General features: G+C 41.7%; 15 protein-coding genes and 1 rRNA gene. 9 read left to right on the top strand and 7 right to left on the bottom strand.

Annotated features, from left to right (window positions below; translation table 11 throughout):
• Positions 1–69: 69 nt before the first annotated feature.
• Positions 70–921, bottom strand: coding sequence for a PHP domain-containing protein (locus AC1IR0_RS13060; protein ID WP_004281607.1), 852 nt, complete (start codon positions 919–921; stop codon positions 70–72).
• A gap of 44 nt (positions 922–965) precedes the next feature.
• On the opposite strand from AC1IR0_RS13060, the gene AC1IR0_RS13055 reads away from it, so the two are divergent.
• Genes AC1IR0_RS13055 through mnmC form a run of 4 tightly spaced genes read left to right on the top strand, consistent with a single transcriptional unit; the run spans position 966 to position 4,361 of the window.
• A complete protein-coding gene (locus AC1IR0_RS13055; protein WP_004281606.1) occupies positions 966–1,577 on the top strand; it encodes a septation protein IspZ in 612 nt (203 codons plus the stop codon).
• A 28-nt stretch (positions 1,578–1,605) separates the two neighbouring features.
• A complete protein-coding gene (locus tag AC1IR0_RS13050; RefSeq protein ID WP_004281605.1) occupies positions 1,606–1,908 on the top strand; it encodes a YciI family protein in 303 nt (100 codons plus the stop codon).
• Between the two features lie 5 nt (positions 1,909–1,913).
• Positions 1,914–2,423, top strand: coding sequence for an SH3 domain-containing protein (locus AC1IR0_RS13045; protein ID WP_219307291.1), 510 nt, complete (start codon positions 1,914–1,916; stop codon positions 2,421–2,423).
• 39 nt (positions 2,424–2,462) lie between these two features.
• Positions 2,463–4,361: a bifunctional tRNA (5-methylaminomethyl-2-thiouridine)(34)-methyltransferase MnmC2/FAD-dependent 5-carboxymethylaminomethyl-2-thiouridine(34) oxidoreductase MnmC1 gene (gene mnmC / locus AC1IR0_RS13040; protein WP_409666431.1), complete on the top strand. Its 1,899-nt coding sequence runs from the start codon at positions 2,463–2,465 to the stop codon at positions 4,359–4,361.
• A 125-nt stretch (positions 4,362–4,486) separates the two neighbouring features.
• Here mnmC and AC1IR0_RS13035 read toward each other — a convergent pair whose 3' ends face one another.
• A complete protein-coding gene (locus AC1IR0_RS13035; RefSeq protein ID WP_005101788.1) occupies positions 4,487–4,801 on the bottom strand; it encodes a rhodanese-like domain-containing protein in 315 nt (104 codons plus the stop codon).
• A 91-nt stretch (positions 4,802–4,892) separates the two neighbouring features.
• Here AC1IR0_RS13035 and AC1IR0_RS13030 point away from each other — a divergent pair, with 91 nt between their 5' ends.
• Both AC1IR0_RS13030 and AC1IR0_RS13025 read left to right on the top strand, forming a co-directional pair.
• The gene (locus AC1IR0_RS13030; RefSeq protein WP_004281601.1) at positions 4,893–5,381 is read left to right on the top strand and encodes a YajQ family cyclic di-GMP-binding protein; all 489 of its coding nucleotides are present in this window, start codon (positions 4,893–4,895) and stop codon (positions 5,379–5,381) included.
• Between the two features lie 25 nt (positions 5,382–5,406).
• On the top strand, positions 5,407–5,910 hold the full coding sequence (locus AC1IR0_RS13025) for a DUF4442 domain-containing protein (protein WP_180181188.1): 504 nt from the start codon (positions 5,407–5,409) through the stop codon (positions 5,908–5,910).
• A 59-nt stretch (positions 5,911–5,969) separates the two neighbouring features.
• Here the strand turns inward: AC1IR0_RS13025 and AC1IR0_RS13020 are convergent, their stop codons facing one another.
• The 3 genes from AC1IR0_RS13020 to AC1IR0_RS13010 are packed head-to-tail and all read right to left on the bottom strand — an operon-like array spanning position 5,970 to position 7,744.
• A complete protein-coding gene (locus AC1IR0_RS13020) occupies positions 5,970–6,410 on the bottom strand; it encodes an acyl-CoA thioesterase (RefSeq protein ID WP_153566559.1) in 441 nt (146 codons plus the stop codon).
• Between the two features lie 5 nt (positions 6,411–6,415).
• Positions 6,416–6,847, bottom strand: coding sequence for a thioredoxin TrxC (trxC, locus tag AC1IR0_RS13015; protein ID WP_479741460.1), 432 nt, complete (start codon positions 6,845–6,847; stop codon positions 6,416–6,418).
• Positions 6,848–7,744 (bottom strand): alpha/beta hydrolase, encoded by an 897-nt coding sequence (locus tag AC1IR0_RS13010; protein ID WP_479741459.1) that lies wholly within the window; start codon positions 7,742–7,744, stop codon positions 6,848–6,850. It abuts the gene before it with no gap.
• 125 nt (positions 7,745–7,869) lie between these two features.
• Here AC1IR0_RS13010 and AC1IR0_RS13005 point away from each other — a divergent pair, with 125 nt between their 5' ends.
• Both AC1IR0_RS13005 and AC1IR0_RS13000 read left to right on the top strand, forming a co-directional pair.
• Positions 7,870–8,205: a protein tyrosine phosphatase family protein gene (locus tag AC1IR0_RS13005; protein WP_004281596.1), complete on the top strand. Its 336-nt coding sequence runs from the start codon at positions 7,870–7,872 to the stop codon at positions 8,203–8,205.
• Complete coding sequence (locus tag AC1IR0_RS13000) at positions 8,198–8,620, top strand: protein tyrosine phosphatase family protein (RefSeq protein WP_409666421.1); 423 nt, start codon at positions 8,198–8,200, stop codon at positions 8,618–8,620. The genes AC1IR0_RS13005 and AC1IR0_RS13000 overlap by 8 nt, the downstream gene beginning before the upstream one ends.
• A 164-nt stretch (positions 8,621–8,784) precedes the next feature.
• Here AC1IR0_RS13000 and AC1IR0_RS12995 read toward each other — a convergent pair whose 3' ends face one another.
• The gene (locus tag AC1IR0_RS12995; protein WP_409666419.1) at positions 8,785–10,788 is read right to left on the bottom strand and encodes an Ig-like domain-containing protein; all 2,004 of its coding nucleotides are present in this window, start codon (positions 10,786–10,788) and stop codon (positions 8,785–8,787) included.
• A gap of 154 nt (positions 10,789–10,942) precedes the next feature.
• Here AC1IR0_RS12995 and AC1IR0_RS12990 point away from each other — a divergent pair, with 154 nt between their 5' ends.
• Entirely contained in the window at positions 10,943–12,325 is a 1,383-nt protein-coding gene (locus tag AC1IR0_RS12990; RefSeq protein ID WP_005263709.1) for a dihydrolipoyl dehydrogenase, read from the top strand.
• Positions 12,326–12,482: 157 nt separating this feature from the next.
• Here the strand turns inward: AC1IR0_RS12990 and rrf are convergent.
• A 5S ribosomal RNA gene (gene rrf / locus AC1IR0_RS12985) occupies positions 12,483–12,581 on the bottom strand; the annotation flags it as partial.

The raw sequence follows: 12,581 nt of genomic DNA, 5'->3' as shown, positions 1-12,581 counted from the left end.
TCGCCCTTTGCTATTAGTAGCGAAGGGAAAATCTTCTCTCAAATGAAAAAGATCGAGGTAAAGGAATGACTAAACAAAACTCTCCCAAATTCCGACCTGCCCCGGTTTAAGACTCGGGACATTACCGAGTTTAATCCAGGGCATATGATCGCCATGAAAATCACTGCCAATCGAAACTTTAAGATCATGTTCAGCAATCATTCGATCCACCATCTGCCGGGTGGAACTTGGCTCAATTGCCGGGGGTAGTTCCACCGCATCTCCACCGAACTTGGCAAAGATTTCAATCAGGTAGCGGATATTGGTCGCAGATAAATCATATTTGGTCGGATGTGCCAGCACGGCGAAGCCGCCACTTTCATGAATCACCTGAATCGTGTCTTCAAGACTCAAGCCATCAAATTTGACATAAGCTTTCTTGCCTTCCTTGATGTATTTATCAAAGGCCTGTTGCGGACGGGTCACAATCCCCTTTTCTACCAGCGTTTTGGCAATATGGGTCCGTGTCACCCGATCAGGGATATGGTCGACTTTGGTCAGTACATCAGCATAAATATCCTCCCCAATTAAAGGAACCAGCAGATCACAAATCTGTTTAGAGCGTTCAGCCCGGATTTTCTTTTGCTGATTGAGGGCTTTTTGTAAAGGCTCAGGATTTTGCATATTTAGCGCGACGATATGCACGCCATAGTTTTTTTTGGTGGCAGGACGTGACCACTGGCTGGATATTTCTACCCCAGAAATGATCTTAATCTCATGATTTTTAGCGGCTTCCTCAGCCAATGCCAAACCGTCCATGGTATCATGATCCGTCAGGGCCAAAGTATGGACGAGTTTTTCCACAGCCGCTTCGACCAATTGCTGAGGACTGAAAGTTCCATCAGAAATATTACTATGTGTATGTAAATCTACGCCGTGCATCTCTATACTATGACATTTATTTGATCAGATTTAGATACTCTAACATGAAAGCACTTTTAGACTTTGTGCCACTCATTATTTTCTTTTATTTATATAAAACTGTAGATCCAAAAGACACTGACCATCAATTGCTGCAATTGATCGGTTCTGCGGGGGGTGTCGACAATAATAATATTCTTGTTGCAACCACAGGTCTGATTATTTCCATGTTGGTCGTCTATGGTGCGTTATTTGTCATACAAAAATTCCGTCTGGACAAGCAGCAATGGATTGTCTTGTTTATGACGGTAATTTTTGGTGGCATCACTCTGATCCTCAGCGATGATTTCTATATTCGTCTGAAAGCCGTGTTATTGAATCTGGTCTTTGCAGGTGTATTCTTCCTGTCCCCCTGGTTTAGCAAGGATAAAAAGCCTCTGATCCAGCGGTTATTTGGTCCAGTATTCAATCTAAGTGAAAAAGGCTGGTTCAAGCTGAACTATGCTTGGGTTGCCATGTTCGTACTGATGTCATTTCTGCATACCTTTTTCGCCTATTTGTGGATGGATGGAAAATATTGGGGCGAATTTACCGCATTCGGTGACATGATCGTGATGTTTTCCTTTATCATTATTCAGTTTATTGTATTGCGCAAATACTTTAAGACCGCTGAATAAGTCCAACTACAAACGATTGAGAGTCATCATGCCATTATTCGTCGTTAGCTGTACCGATCGGGAAGGTACAGTTGAAAAACGCCTCGCGATTCGTCCACAACATCTTGCACGTCTGGAACAGTTAAATGCTGAAGGCCGCCTGATTGTTGCAGGTGCCATGCCTAAAGATCCGGCCAATCCACAGGCCGGTTTTTATGGCAGTACCATTATTGTCGATTTTGACAGTCGTGAAGCGCTGGACACATGGCTACAGGATGAACCTTTCTTAAAAGAAGGTGTGTACGAACACATCGATGTCAAACCATTCAATAAAGCATTCCCTCAAGGATAAGGTTCATGCGTGTTGTTACTGCCAGTATCATTGGCCTATGTTTTATGATTTCTCCAGTATGGGCAGTCGAAGTTGCGCCTGCTCCTGTGACTCAGGGAAATCAGACAGCACAACCTCAAGGGACAGCGGTGACTGTCCAAACCCAGTCTACGCCGAAACCTGCCATTATTCCTGCCGTAGCGTCTTCTGCCCAATCGGTGACACCTGCTGAAAATAAACCGTTAACTGCAGAAGAAATCGCCAAGCTGAAAGCCCAGCAAGAGGCCAAGGTCAAAGCCTTGGTCAAAGATCAGGCCACCCGTTTGCAGCAACTGGAAAAAGCCAATCTGGAAGCACTATCGCAAAATCAGGAATTGCAGCTCAAGAATGACAACCTGGGCGTTCAGGTACAGGTGCTGCAAAGTGAACGCAGTGCGCAGATGTTCCTCTACGGTGCAGCAACATTGGCTGTCGGTGTATTGCTCGGCTTCCTAATTGCGAGCTATGTTTATACCAAACGTCGTCGTCAATGGTAAGCTATAGCCCTTCCCGATATCTTTAAGGTTGTACCCGTTTTGTCGCATGCAATTCAAACTGCCGATCTGGATTGGCAATTGGTGGATGGCATTGATGTGCCTGTGTCCAAGCAATTTGGTGATGTGTATTTTTCCAAAGACAATGGCTTGCTGGAAACCCGGCATGTCTTTTTAAATGGCAATGATCTCAGTACGCGTTTGGCAGATTTAAAACCTTTTGAATATTTCTGTGTCGGTGAAACGGGTTTTGGTACTGGTTTAAATATTCTGGCCCTGTGGCAGCTCTGGCAACAGGTGCGTCCGGACAATCACAGTCATCTGCATGCGATTTCAGTTGAAAAATTCCCTCTTTCTAAAACCGATCTGATTCGAGCCTTAAATGCCTGGCCAGAACTCAAGCCTTTAGCTCATCAACTCATCTCTCAATATCCGATGCCAATTGCCGGCTGTCATCGTCTCAGTTTTCCTGAAGAGCGATTCAGTCTGGATCTATGGCTGGGTGATGCACATGATGTTTTCCCGGTAATTGAAAAAACTGCGCCGGTGAACGCTTGGTTCCTGGATGGTTTTGCGCCTTCCTGTAATCCGGACATGTGGGAAGAAAATGTTTTAAATAATATTGTACGTTTATCCGAGATCGGTACCACTTTCGCCTCTTTCAGTGTTGCTGGCGTCTTAAAACGTGGCTTAAAAAATCATGGGATTTCAATTTCCCGCCCACGTGGTTTTAAGCATAAGCGTGAAATGCTGAAAGCGATCTGGAATCCGGCTGAAGAGACTGAAAGTTCATTAATACAAGAAATCACTCAAAAAAAAACTGAGCGAGATACAGAGACCAATATCAGACCTAGCCAAATCGCTGTGATTGGCGCTGGAATCGCCGGTTTAAGTACAGCCTGGGCATTCGCCCAACGTGGTCATCAAGTCACGATTTACGACCAGTCAGCGCCACTCTCAGGAGGTTCTGGCAATCCACTGGCTTTGCTCAATCCCAAACTCTGTCCGGTTGAGCAAAGTGCTGAACATCTGATGACATTGGCCTGGCAACATGCCTTAAATCATTATCAAAAATTTAAAGCTTTCCGCCCGATTCAGGTGAATCAACTGGCCTTAAAAAATCCTGAACAGCTTTTAGGATTAGCAGATGAATATCCTGAAGAAATTCTTGCTGTACAAGATACAGAAGATCAAGAGGTTCAAACCGAATTTCCAAGTTTAAAACTATTAGAAGCTGGTGCAGTTTCACCTCATCAACTGCGTGAGGAGATTTTGCTGCATCCTCATATTCAATATCAACAGGCCAAAATTAGCCATATTGAAACGGCTACAAAACCTCAGCTATTTTCAGATGAACAGTATCTAGGTGAATTTGATCATGTCATTGTCTGTACTGCGCGAGAAACAGCACAATTCTTTGCAGATTATCCAGTTTTGAAACCGATTCGCGGACAGGTCAGCTGGGTAAATAATCAAGCCCAGCCTTTAAGTCAAAATATTGCCTATAGCTACGGCGGTTATTGTATGCAACTGGATGCTGAACATCTAATCTTAGGTGCTTCTTTCTATCCAGATCGCGATGATGCAGAGGTGTTGGCAGAAGATCATGTGCATAACTACGAACTGATTCACAGTGTCTTCCCCGAATATGCACAATCATTACCAGCTACCGAGACTTGGCAAGGTCGTGCCTCGGTACGCGCGCAAAGTCAGGATTATTTTCCCCTACTGGGTAAAATGAAAGTGGATGAGGAAATTTACAGCTTTGCCGGTCTTGGTTCTAAAGGTTTTCTGTTTGCGCCGCTCTGCAGTGAAATTCTGGCAGCCCAGATTCTCAGTGAAGCCTGTCCGGTGCCATCCAGTTTAGTAAAAAAACTCAGTGTGACCCGTTTTCAAAAGAAAGTGAAAATGAAGAAACCGTATTTTAAGCTACAAGTTTAATTACCATTTTGAATGAATCCCCCCTTGCGAAGCAATGCTTCTCACCCTTTAAAAAAGGGAGGTTGGGAGGCATTAAATCTCACCCATTAAAAAAGCGCCTTGCGGCGCTTTTTTTGACAGAATGCTTATACACCCTGTTCAAGCGGTAAGCCTGCATCACGGGCAGCACGAGTACCACCCATCAGAATGACATATTCACGTGAGCTGTCAAAACCCTCTAGTTTTTCCGCAGCACGTGGAGCTTTACTGCCCCCACCACACAAAATGTAAATGGGTTGATCCGCTGACACCTGAGTTAGGCTTTCTGCTGAAAGATCGTTAATGGGCTGATTTACTGCCCCTTTCACGTGTGCTTCAGCAAAAGCACTTGAATCGCGTACATCCCAGATAATTGCATTTTCTGGGAACTCAAATGTTGTAATTTCTTGTTTACGGATCATTGCGCACTCCTTTGATGTAAACAACACTTGGCAAATGAAGAAAACATCCCTAGCATCTCAGATATTCTTTCCCTTTGTAAAGGTCTAAACTATGCCTTCTTTCGATATTGTTTCTGAATTAGAAATTTTTGAAGTAAATCATGCAGTTCAAAACACCCAAAAAGAAATCGCGACCCGCTTTGATTTCCGTGGTCAGGACGTTTCTATTGAACTGAATGAAAAAAACAAGGAAATCAAAATCTCGACTGAAAGCGATTTCCAGTGTGAACAAGTCTACAGCATGCTGGAAAGTCATTTCTTTAAACGCAAAGTCGATATTCAGGCGCTTGATCCACAAAAAATGACGGCTTCTGGCAAAAATGTGATTCAGGTGATCAAGCTTAAAGATGGTCTTGACTCAGATACCGCAAAAAAAATTAATAAAGCCATTAAAGAAAGTGGGATTAAGGCGCAATCTTCTATTCAGGGTGACAAGATTCGTGTGACTGATAAAAAACGCGATACATTGCAGCAAGTAATGGCATTCTTGAAAGAACAGCAATTTGGTTTGCCTTTACAGTTCAATAACTTTAAAGATTAAGACAGCAACGTCTGTAGAAGGAATTATGGCAAAGAACAACCGATTAGCCAGATTAGTCAAAGCCACTGCACGATTACCGCAAGGCATTCGTACTGCTTTGTTAAGTAAAACTTTTGGCCGGGTGGTCCCGATGGTCGGCTCTGCCAAGATTCGTTATGAGGAAATGAGTGCGTCCAAAGTGGTAGTAAGTATGGCCAATCATAAAGCCATGCAGAACCATATCGGACAAATCCATGCATGTGCAATGGCCCTGCTGGCAGAAACAGCAACCGGGTTTGTAACCGCAATGAATGTACCGGATAGCGCAGTGGTTTTGATTAAGAGTCTAAAAGTAGACTTTAAACGTCCGACCAAAGGTGCCCTGACGGCAGTTGCTACCTTGACTGCTGAACAGCAACAGCTTATGCAAAGTTCAGACAAGGGTGAAACTCTAGTTCAAGTTGTGGTACGTGACGAATCGGGTGAAGCACCGATTCAATGCGAGATGCTCTGGGCCTGGATTGCCAAAAAGCAATTGAAGCAGACTTGATATCAATACAGACAAAAAAAATCCCAGATCATTAATCTGGGATTTTTTATTTCAAGTCATCATTGTGCTGTTTGCGATTCTAAAAGCTTCTGTTTCGCTTCTTCTGGAATCAGACGTTTGTTGCCTTTGACATCTACAGCAACAAAGGTAAACACACCTTCAGTTACCCGAATTGGGGGGCGTGAATCATCATGGCTATCCCAAACCTCGATTTCCATCTGGATAGATGTCTTGCCAACTTTGAGAATTTTGGTATAACAACTAATCACGTCTCCGACTTTTACCGGTACCAGAAAAGTCATCTGGTTAATCGAAATCGTGGCACAACGCCCCTTTGAAAATCGTTCTGCGTGAATCGCGCCTGCTAAGTCCATTTGTGAAACGATCCAGCCACCAAAGACATCACCACTCCAGTTGGTATCTGCAGGCATTGCGATCGTCTGTAGGGAAAGAATCCCCTCTGGTCTTACTTGAGAATCTGACACTTTCACTCCAGGCATTTGAATTAGGGTTGGGTATTTAACTGCTGATCAAGCCATTTTTGCAGCTCGCTTGACCGTAATGCACCGCTTATTCTAGCAATTTCGTTGCTTTTATTCATCAACACCAGTGTCGGAATACTGCGAACATTAAATGCAGAACTTAAGCGCGGATTCGCTTCTGTATCAATTTTTGCAAAAACCACATTTGGATATTGTTTTGCGACAGTTGCAAAATGCGGTGCCATCATTTTACAGGGACCACACCAGTCTGCCCAGAGATCAATCAGGATTGGCAAGTCACTATGCGTGACAAACTGACTGAAATTCTGCTCATTCAGCTCAATTGGTACCAGTGGAATCAGGGCTTGATGACATTGACCACAAGCAGGGTTGGCAGTGAGTTTATCTTCAGGGACACGGTTTTTGGCCAGACATTCCGGACATACAATAATCATCTAGCGCACTCCAATATGTTGATGTAAGAATTCTAATTGGGTCGAAACTGCTTTTTCAAACCATTCCCCATGATAAATATCAAAATGCCGGATATTCCACTCATGATATTGCACAAATGGTGCAATATTGGTCGCAGTTTCCCGACTGGATTCAATTGGAATCAGACTATCCAGTTTTGCCGCAATAAACAGGACTGGAATGTTAATCTTTCTGACTTCCTGAATCGGTCGATAGCGCATCAGTTTAAAGAATGCCCGTGCAGGAATATGACCACTCCAGTAATAATCCGGATTGACAATCGACAGATAACCTTCATAACTGTCCTGTGTCGGCATAAAACATAGCTCATGCGGATCAACTACAGGTAAGGTTTTTGGTGCCATACCAACCTTGGCCCCCATATAATCCTGACTGGAAACTTTAAGCGCCTTGGGGAGTTGCTGTAAAGGATATAGTTGGGCACTTTCAGCCCCATCGACAAAAGGCACCTGTACCATCGCCGCCTGAATATTTTTCAGCTCTGCTGCAAGTGTCAATACATGCCCACCACTTAAGGCCGTACCCCAGAGCACGATCCGTTTACTGTCAATCGATTTGCGTTCCTGAATATGTCTGATCATGGTTCGCCAGTCATCGAGCTGGGCATTGATCGACACCATTTCACGTGGACGCCCAGTGCTGCCGCCCCAATAGCGATAGTCAAATAAAACCACCGCATAGCCAGCACTGGCAAAACGCTGGGCATACTGCACCAGTTTAAATTGACGTAAGGCAGCCATACCATGAGCCATCAGGATTACGGCCGGTTTTTCTATATTTTTAGGCCGATAAAAATCTGCAGCAATCACTTCCTGACCGCTTTTGACATACAGTGGTTCAACTGTATAAGCCTGCATACGCGCTCCATTGCGTTATCTTATGGTTATCATCATTTATAAAAATTTCAGAACAGGTTCAGCATGTTTTCAGCTTAATGCTATCATAAAGCATATCGATATAAATGAAATGATGGAGTGGCGTCATGAGCGAAAATGTAGGTTTTGCTGGTCAAATTGGTCCGGAACACGTAACTCAAGTGGTTGAGAAAGGTTTTAAATCGATTATCAACAACCGTCCGGACATGGAAGGGGGTTCCGAGCAGCCGACCAGTGCACAAATCGAGGAAGCTGCACGCAATGCCGGTCTGGATTATGTATTCCAGCCAGTAGTAGCCGGTCAGATTACTGAGCTTGATGTACGCACTTTTGCCAATCATTATAACGAGTTACCAAAACCGATCTTGATGTTCTGTCGTACTGGAAACCGCTCGAATAACTTATATCAACTGGCAAAACAGATGGACCTGCTGGATGATTAAGTCGTTCTGGAAAGGTGTGGTACTGGCAACCTATTTTAGCTGTATTACACCTGTTTTTGCTGCAAATGATCTTAGCCGTGCGCTGACCTCTACGGTGAGTGTTACGGGGCAAATGACACCAAGCAAGTTTCAGCAATTGATTCAGCAAGGTTTTAAATCTGTAATTGTAAACCGCCCTGATCAGGAGACTGGTAATAATGTCACGGTGAGTCAACTACGCTCCATTGCGGAGAAATCTCAAGTGAGTGTGATTTATCAGCCTGTAATGAATGGCCAACTTTCTCAGGCGAATATTGAAGAATTTGCTCGATATTATAATGAGTTGCCTAAACCGATTTTGATGGTTTGCCGAAGCGGCACACGTTCAGCGGCCTTGTTTAATCAGGCTAAATCTCAAGGATTGATTCATGAGTAAGTTATTGATTATTTTATGTTGTAGTTTGGCTTTTACAGGCTGTAGCTCGATGAATCTAAAGCCGACTGTGGGTGTGAGTGTGGGAACATCAATTTAGTTTTTTAAATTTTAGTTCCCATAAAAAAAACAGCGCTTCGGCGCTGTTTTTTATACAAATATAATTTCTATTGATAATCTACATAAATTGTTGATACTTTACTATCTGGCGAAGAAACAGAAACTTTCAACGTATCTCCTACCGCACATTCTTTTAGACGATAGCCATAATAACTTTGATTACTATTTTTGAAAGTGCTTGGTGTCAAAAGATCAAAGACATTTGCGACAGGTGAACTTCCTGTTGCTAACTCTGCAGTACAAGATAAATTATTAGCTTTTGTATTATCCTCAGGCGTAACACTTATTGTGGTACCTGTTGGCATAGGCACACTTTGAGCGCTATTTCCATACATATTAAAAGACAATAAACTTCCACTTGCCTTTACATTAGTAAAGGTTGGTGTATTTTCAGCAAATGCAAATAATAATTGTTGACGGATGACCGTATCTAAATTATCGTCACATGTGTCTGCGATATTCGGCTGTCTAATTGTAGATGGAGCACAGGTCGCTTTGTTTCCTAATACCGCACGATTATAAAGAAATTCACCAATACCATAATCTTTGTTATATTGATTATCCTCGTTATCGTCACGGAAAAAGCTACCAATATTACTAAGAAGTCGATCTACGCCTTTAGTATAAAGATTATCGCCATCTAAATCTGTAAAGCTTTTATCACCCTCAACATAAGCCAATACAGTCACACGATTATCTAAAGGACGAGGTTCTTGTGTTGTTAGAGTTACAGAACATACTCCTTGGACTGTTGAACAATTAGGTTCAACCTTCCCTCCCTCAGAAACAAAGCTAATTACTGTACCATCTGGAACAGGGTTCCGTGTACGATCAACCATTCTCGCTGTAATAGTTGCAGTGTCACCATCAATTACATTCTGTAATGAATTTTTAGATACTGATAAACTTAATCCATCTTGAGTTACTCGACCAATGGATACAGATACATTTTTAGATACAGCCGAAACATTTTTGTCTGAAACTAAAGTTGCTCTTATCTCTACAGGCCCAGGTTTATCTCCTGGATAAAGATTCACAATCACTTTACCATTTGAATCACTTTTTATAGTTTTGTTATTTTGATTTCCAAATGTTACGAACGATAAATCTTCTGGTGCTTGTACTTTCTCAATCAAAACATCTTGATCTGCTACAGGTACACCATTTGCATACAAAGTAAATTCAATTTGACCAGATGATGCTGAGCCACTTTTTCTAATCCCCAAATTAACTTTACTAGATGTATATACTAGTGAATTAGCTTGAAGTGCCTTAATACTAACATCAATTCCAACTTCTGGGATATTTAAACCTTTTGCCGAAATTTTTTGTGCCCCTGTACAAAGCTTTCCATCTATACCAATCGCTTTATATGATGTCGTAACATTTCCTTGATTTGATGAAACAACTGTAACAGGTTCAAATTTACCACATGTTGCAGTGAATTCTACATTGACATTATTCTGATTAATTTTTGTATTTGCATCTTGCGTTTTTAACATGATATTTGTTGAGCCACCAGACTCTAATTGAGTACTAGCTGCCGTCAAATCGACTAAAATAATATTGGTTGCTTGAAGTGAGAAATTAAGTGCTTGTGTTGATGCTTGGACACCATCAAAATCTGCAACTGCAGAAATTTGATAAGCACCATTGGTATTTATATTTTCAGGTTTAACAGAGATGCTCGCTTCACCATTAGTATTGGTTAAAACAGCACCATTGGAACTACCTAAAACAACACCACCAGTCACTGTAAATGTAACCAATGCACCACTAATGCCTTTACCTGACTGATCTGTTACTTTTACTTTAGCGATTACACCTTCTGCTGCGATTGCCTGAGTTAAGTTACCATTTCGATCAATCAATTGAATAGTACTAATATTAACAGATTTTACTTCTTCACCTGTGCTAGGGTTCGTAGTAATATTTCCAGAACTAGAGCCATCATTATTAAAGTAACCATCACTTCCACCGCCCCCGCAGCCTGCTAACATTAGTGCTAAAGTAAGAGTAGATAATTTAATACCTAATTGTTTACTAATCATTTAAATCCCCAAGACCCTCTATTATAGAGTTTGTTATCAATCTTTATTCATTATGCGATATGTAATCATAGTTAAGCATTTATGTAAATAAAGGTAAGCTAAATGTTTTGTATGCTAGCTTATATTCATAAATTGATTTCAATAAGAGCAATTAATGTACGACCTCATCATTATCGGTGCAGGCACTGCAGGGATCAGTGCTTATAACGAAGCCATCAAATACACCCAAAATATTTTAATTATCAATGATGGATCGTGGGATACGACCTGTGCACGTGTAGGTTGTATGCCAAGCAAACTGCTAATCTCTTCTGCAAATCGCATGCATGATATTCAAACTGCTGAAGAACTTGCTTTAAAGCATAACGCTGTCATTGATACTTCAGATGTTATGCAACGTGTGCATGTCCTTAGAGAACGTTTTATTCGTGCAACCTTGAAAGGTGTCGATCAATGGGACAGCTCACATAAAATTTCCGGAAAAGCCAAATTTATTGATCCCCAAACGATCGAAGTCAATGGACAATCCTATCGGGCCAAAAGTTTTATTGTTGCTGTAGGCTCACGCCCTAATGTTGATAAAGCTTTAAAGCAACAATTAAAAGAAAAATACATCACTTCTAATGAAATATTTGAATTTTCTCAATTACCTGAGTCTTTAGCGGTAATCGGGAGTGGCATCATTGCAATTGAATTAGCTCAAGCCATGCAACGACTGGGTGTACAAACTACAATGTTTGCGCGTAGTCAAAAAGTAGGTGCCTTAACCAGTCCAGTCTTACAGAAACTGGCACAGGAGCAACTCAGTAAAGAACTCAATATCAAGTTTAAGAACTTGCCAGATGAAGTTGGAATACAAGCTGATAAAATAAAGATTAATTTTACAGAAAATGATCAGACTGAAAGTATTGAAGTTGACTATATCTTAGGCGCCACAGGTCGGCAAAGCAATATAGATCGTTTAGGTCTAGATCAACTCAATTCAACATTCAAGGACATCAAAAACCTTCCTATCGATAAAGAAACCAAACAACTTGCAAACCTACCTATATTTATAGTCGGTGATGCCGCACCTGATGCGCCGATTCAACATGAAGCCGCGCATGCGGGTAAACAGGCAGTTTATAACTGTTTAAATTATCCGGATGTAAAGCCTATTCCTGCCTTAATCCCATTGGCGATTGTATTTTGTCATCCTGAAATGGCGATTGTCGGAAAAAGTTTTAAACAGCTGGAAGATCAACACATCGAATTTATTCGGGGATTCGTCTCTTATGAAAATCAAGGACGTGCACTGGTTCTGGCAGAAAACTCAGGTGGAATAGAAGTTTATATTGCTAAAAAATCAGGTAAATTACTTGGTGCAGAACTCTTTTGCTCCCAAGCAGAACATCTGGCCCATTTACTGGCCTGGATGATTGATGCTGACCAGGATATTTATCAGATCTTAAAGAAACCTTTTTATCATCCAACTTTGGAAGAAGGACTCAGAACTGCATTTAAACATGCTCGACGTCAATTGGATGCATTGCTATAAAGGAACTATAAACCTATTACGCTTTAAAATTGGTTCTTGCTCTAGTCCAATATTGAGCAATGTTGATGTTAAATTTATATATGACATATATAAGACAATTATTCCGCGCATAAAAAAATCCCCCTCTGCCTTGGCGGAGGGGGACTTTCGAATAATGAGCTGGCGATGACTTACTCTCACATGGGTAACCCCACACTACCATCAGCGCTAAGAGGTTTCACTTCTGAGTTCGGGAAGGGATCAGGTGGTTCACTCT

This window comes from Acinetobacter sp. 129952 (assembly GCF_056642055.1).
The sequence above is the reverse complement of the archived record's forward strand: the minus strand, read 5'-3'. Positions and strand labels throughout refer to the sequence as shown.

Excerpts from the sequence above, each read along its gene's own strand:
- AC1IR0_RS13060 (WP_004281607.1), bottom strand. The coding sequence starts at position 921 with ATGCACGGCGTAGATTTACATACACATAGTAATATTTCTGATGGAACT.
- AC1IR0_RS13055 (WP_004281606.1), top strand. The coding sequence starts at position 966 with ATGAAAGCACTTTTAGACTTTGTGCCACTCATTATTTTCTTTTATTTA.
- AC1IR0_RS13050 (WP_004281605.1), top strand. The coding sequence starts at position 1,606 with ATGCCATTATTCGTCGTTAGCTGTACCGATCGGGAAGGTACAGTTGAA.
- AC1IR0_RS13045 (WP_219307291.1), top strand. The coding sequence starts at position 1,914 with ATGCGTGTTGTTACTGCCAGTATCATTGGCCTATGTTTTATGATTTCT.
- AC1IR0_RS13035 (WP_005101788.1), bottom strand. The coding sequence starts at position 4,801 with ATGATCCGTAAACAAGAAATTACAACATTTGAGTTCCCAGAAAATGCA.
- AC1IR0_RS13030 (WP_004281601.1), top strand. The coding sequence starts at position 4,893 with ATGCCTTCTTTCGATATTGTTTCTGAATTAGAAATTTTTGAAGTAAAT.
- AC1IR0_RS13025 (WP_180181188.1), top strand. The coding sequence starts at position 5,407 with ATGGCAAAGAACAACCGATTAGCCAGATTAGTCAAAGCCACTGCACGA.
- AC1IR0_RS13020 (WP_153566559.1), bottom strand. The coding sequence starts at position 6,410 with ATGCCTGGAGTGAAAGTGTCAGATTCTCAAGTAAGACCAGAGGGGATT.
- trxC (WP_479741460.1), bottom strand. The coding sequence starts at position 6,847 with ATGATTATTGTATGTCCGGAATGTCTGGCCAAAAACCGTGTCCCTGAA.
- AC1IR0_RS13010 (WP_479741459.1), bottom strand. The coding sequence starts at position 7,744 with ATGCAGGCTTATACAGTTGAACCACTGTATGTCAAAAGCGGTCAGGAA.
- AC1IR0_RS13005 (WP_004281596.1), top strand. The coding sequence starts at position 7,870 with ATGAGCGAAAATGTAGGTTTTGCTGGTCAAATTGGTCCGGAACACGTA.
- AC1IR0_RS13000 (WP_409666421.1), top strand. The coding sequence starts at position 8,198 with ATGATTAAGTCGTTCTGGAAAGGTGTGGTACTGGCAACCTATTTTAGC.
- AC1IR0_RS12995 (WP_409666419.1), bottom strand. The coding sequence starts at position 10,788 with ATGATTAGTAAACAATTAGGTATTAAATTATCTACTCTTACTTTAGCA.
- AC1IR0_RS12990 (WP_005263709.1), top strand. The coding sequence starts at position 10,943 with ATGTACGACCTCATCATTATCGGTGCAGGCACTGCAGGGATCAGTGCT.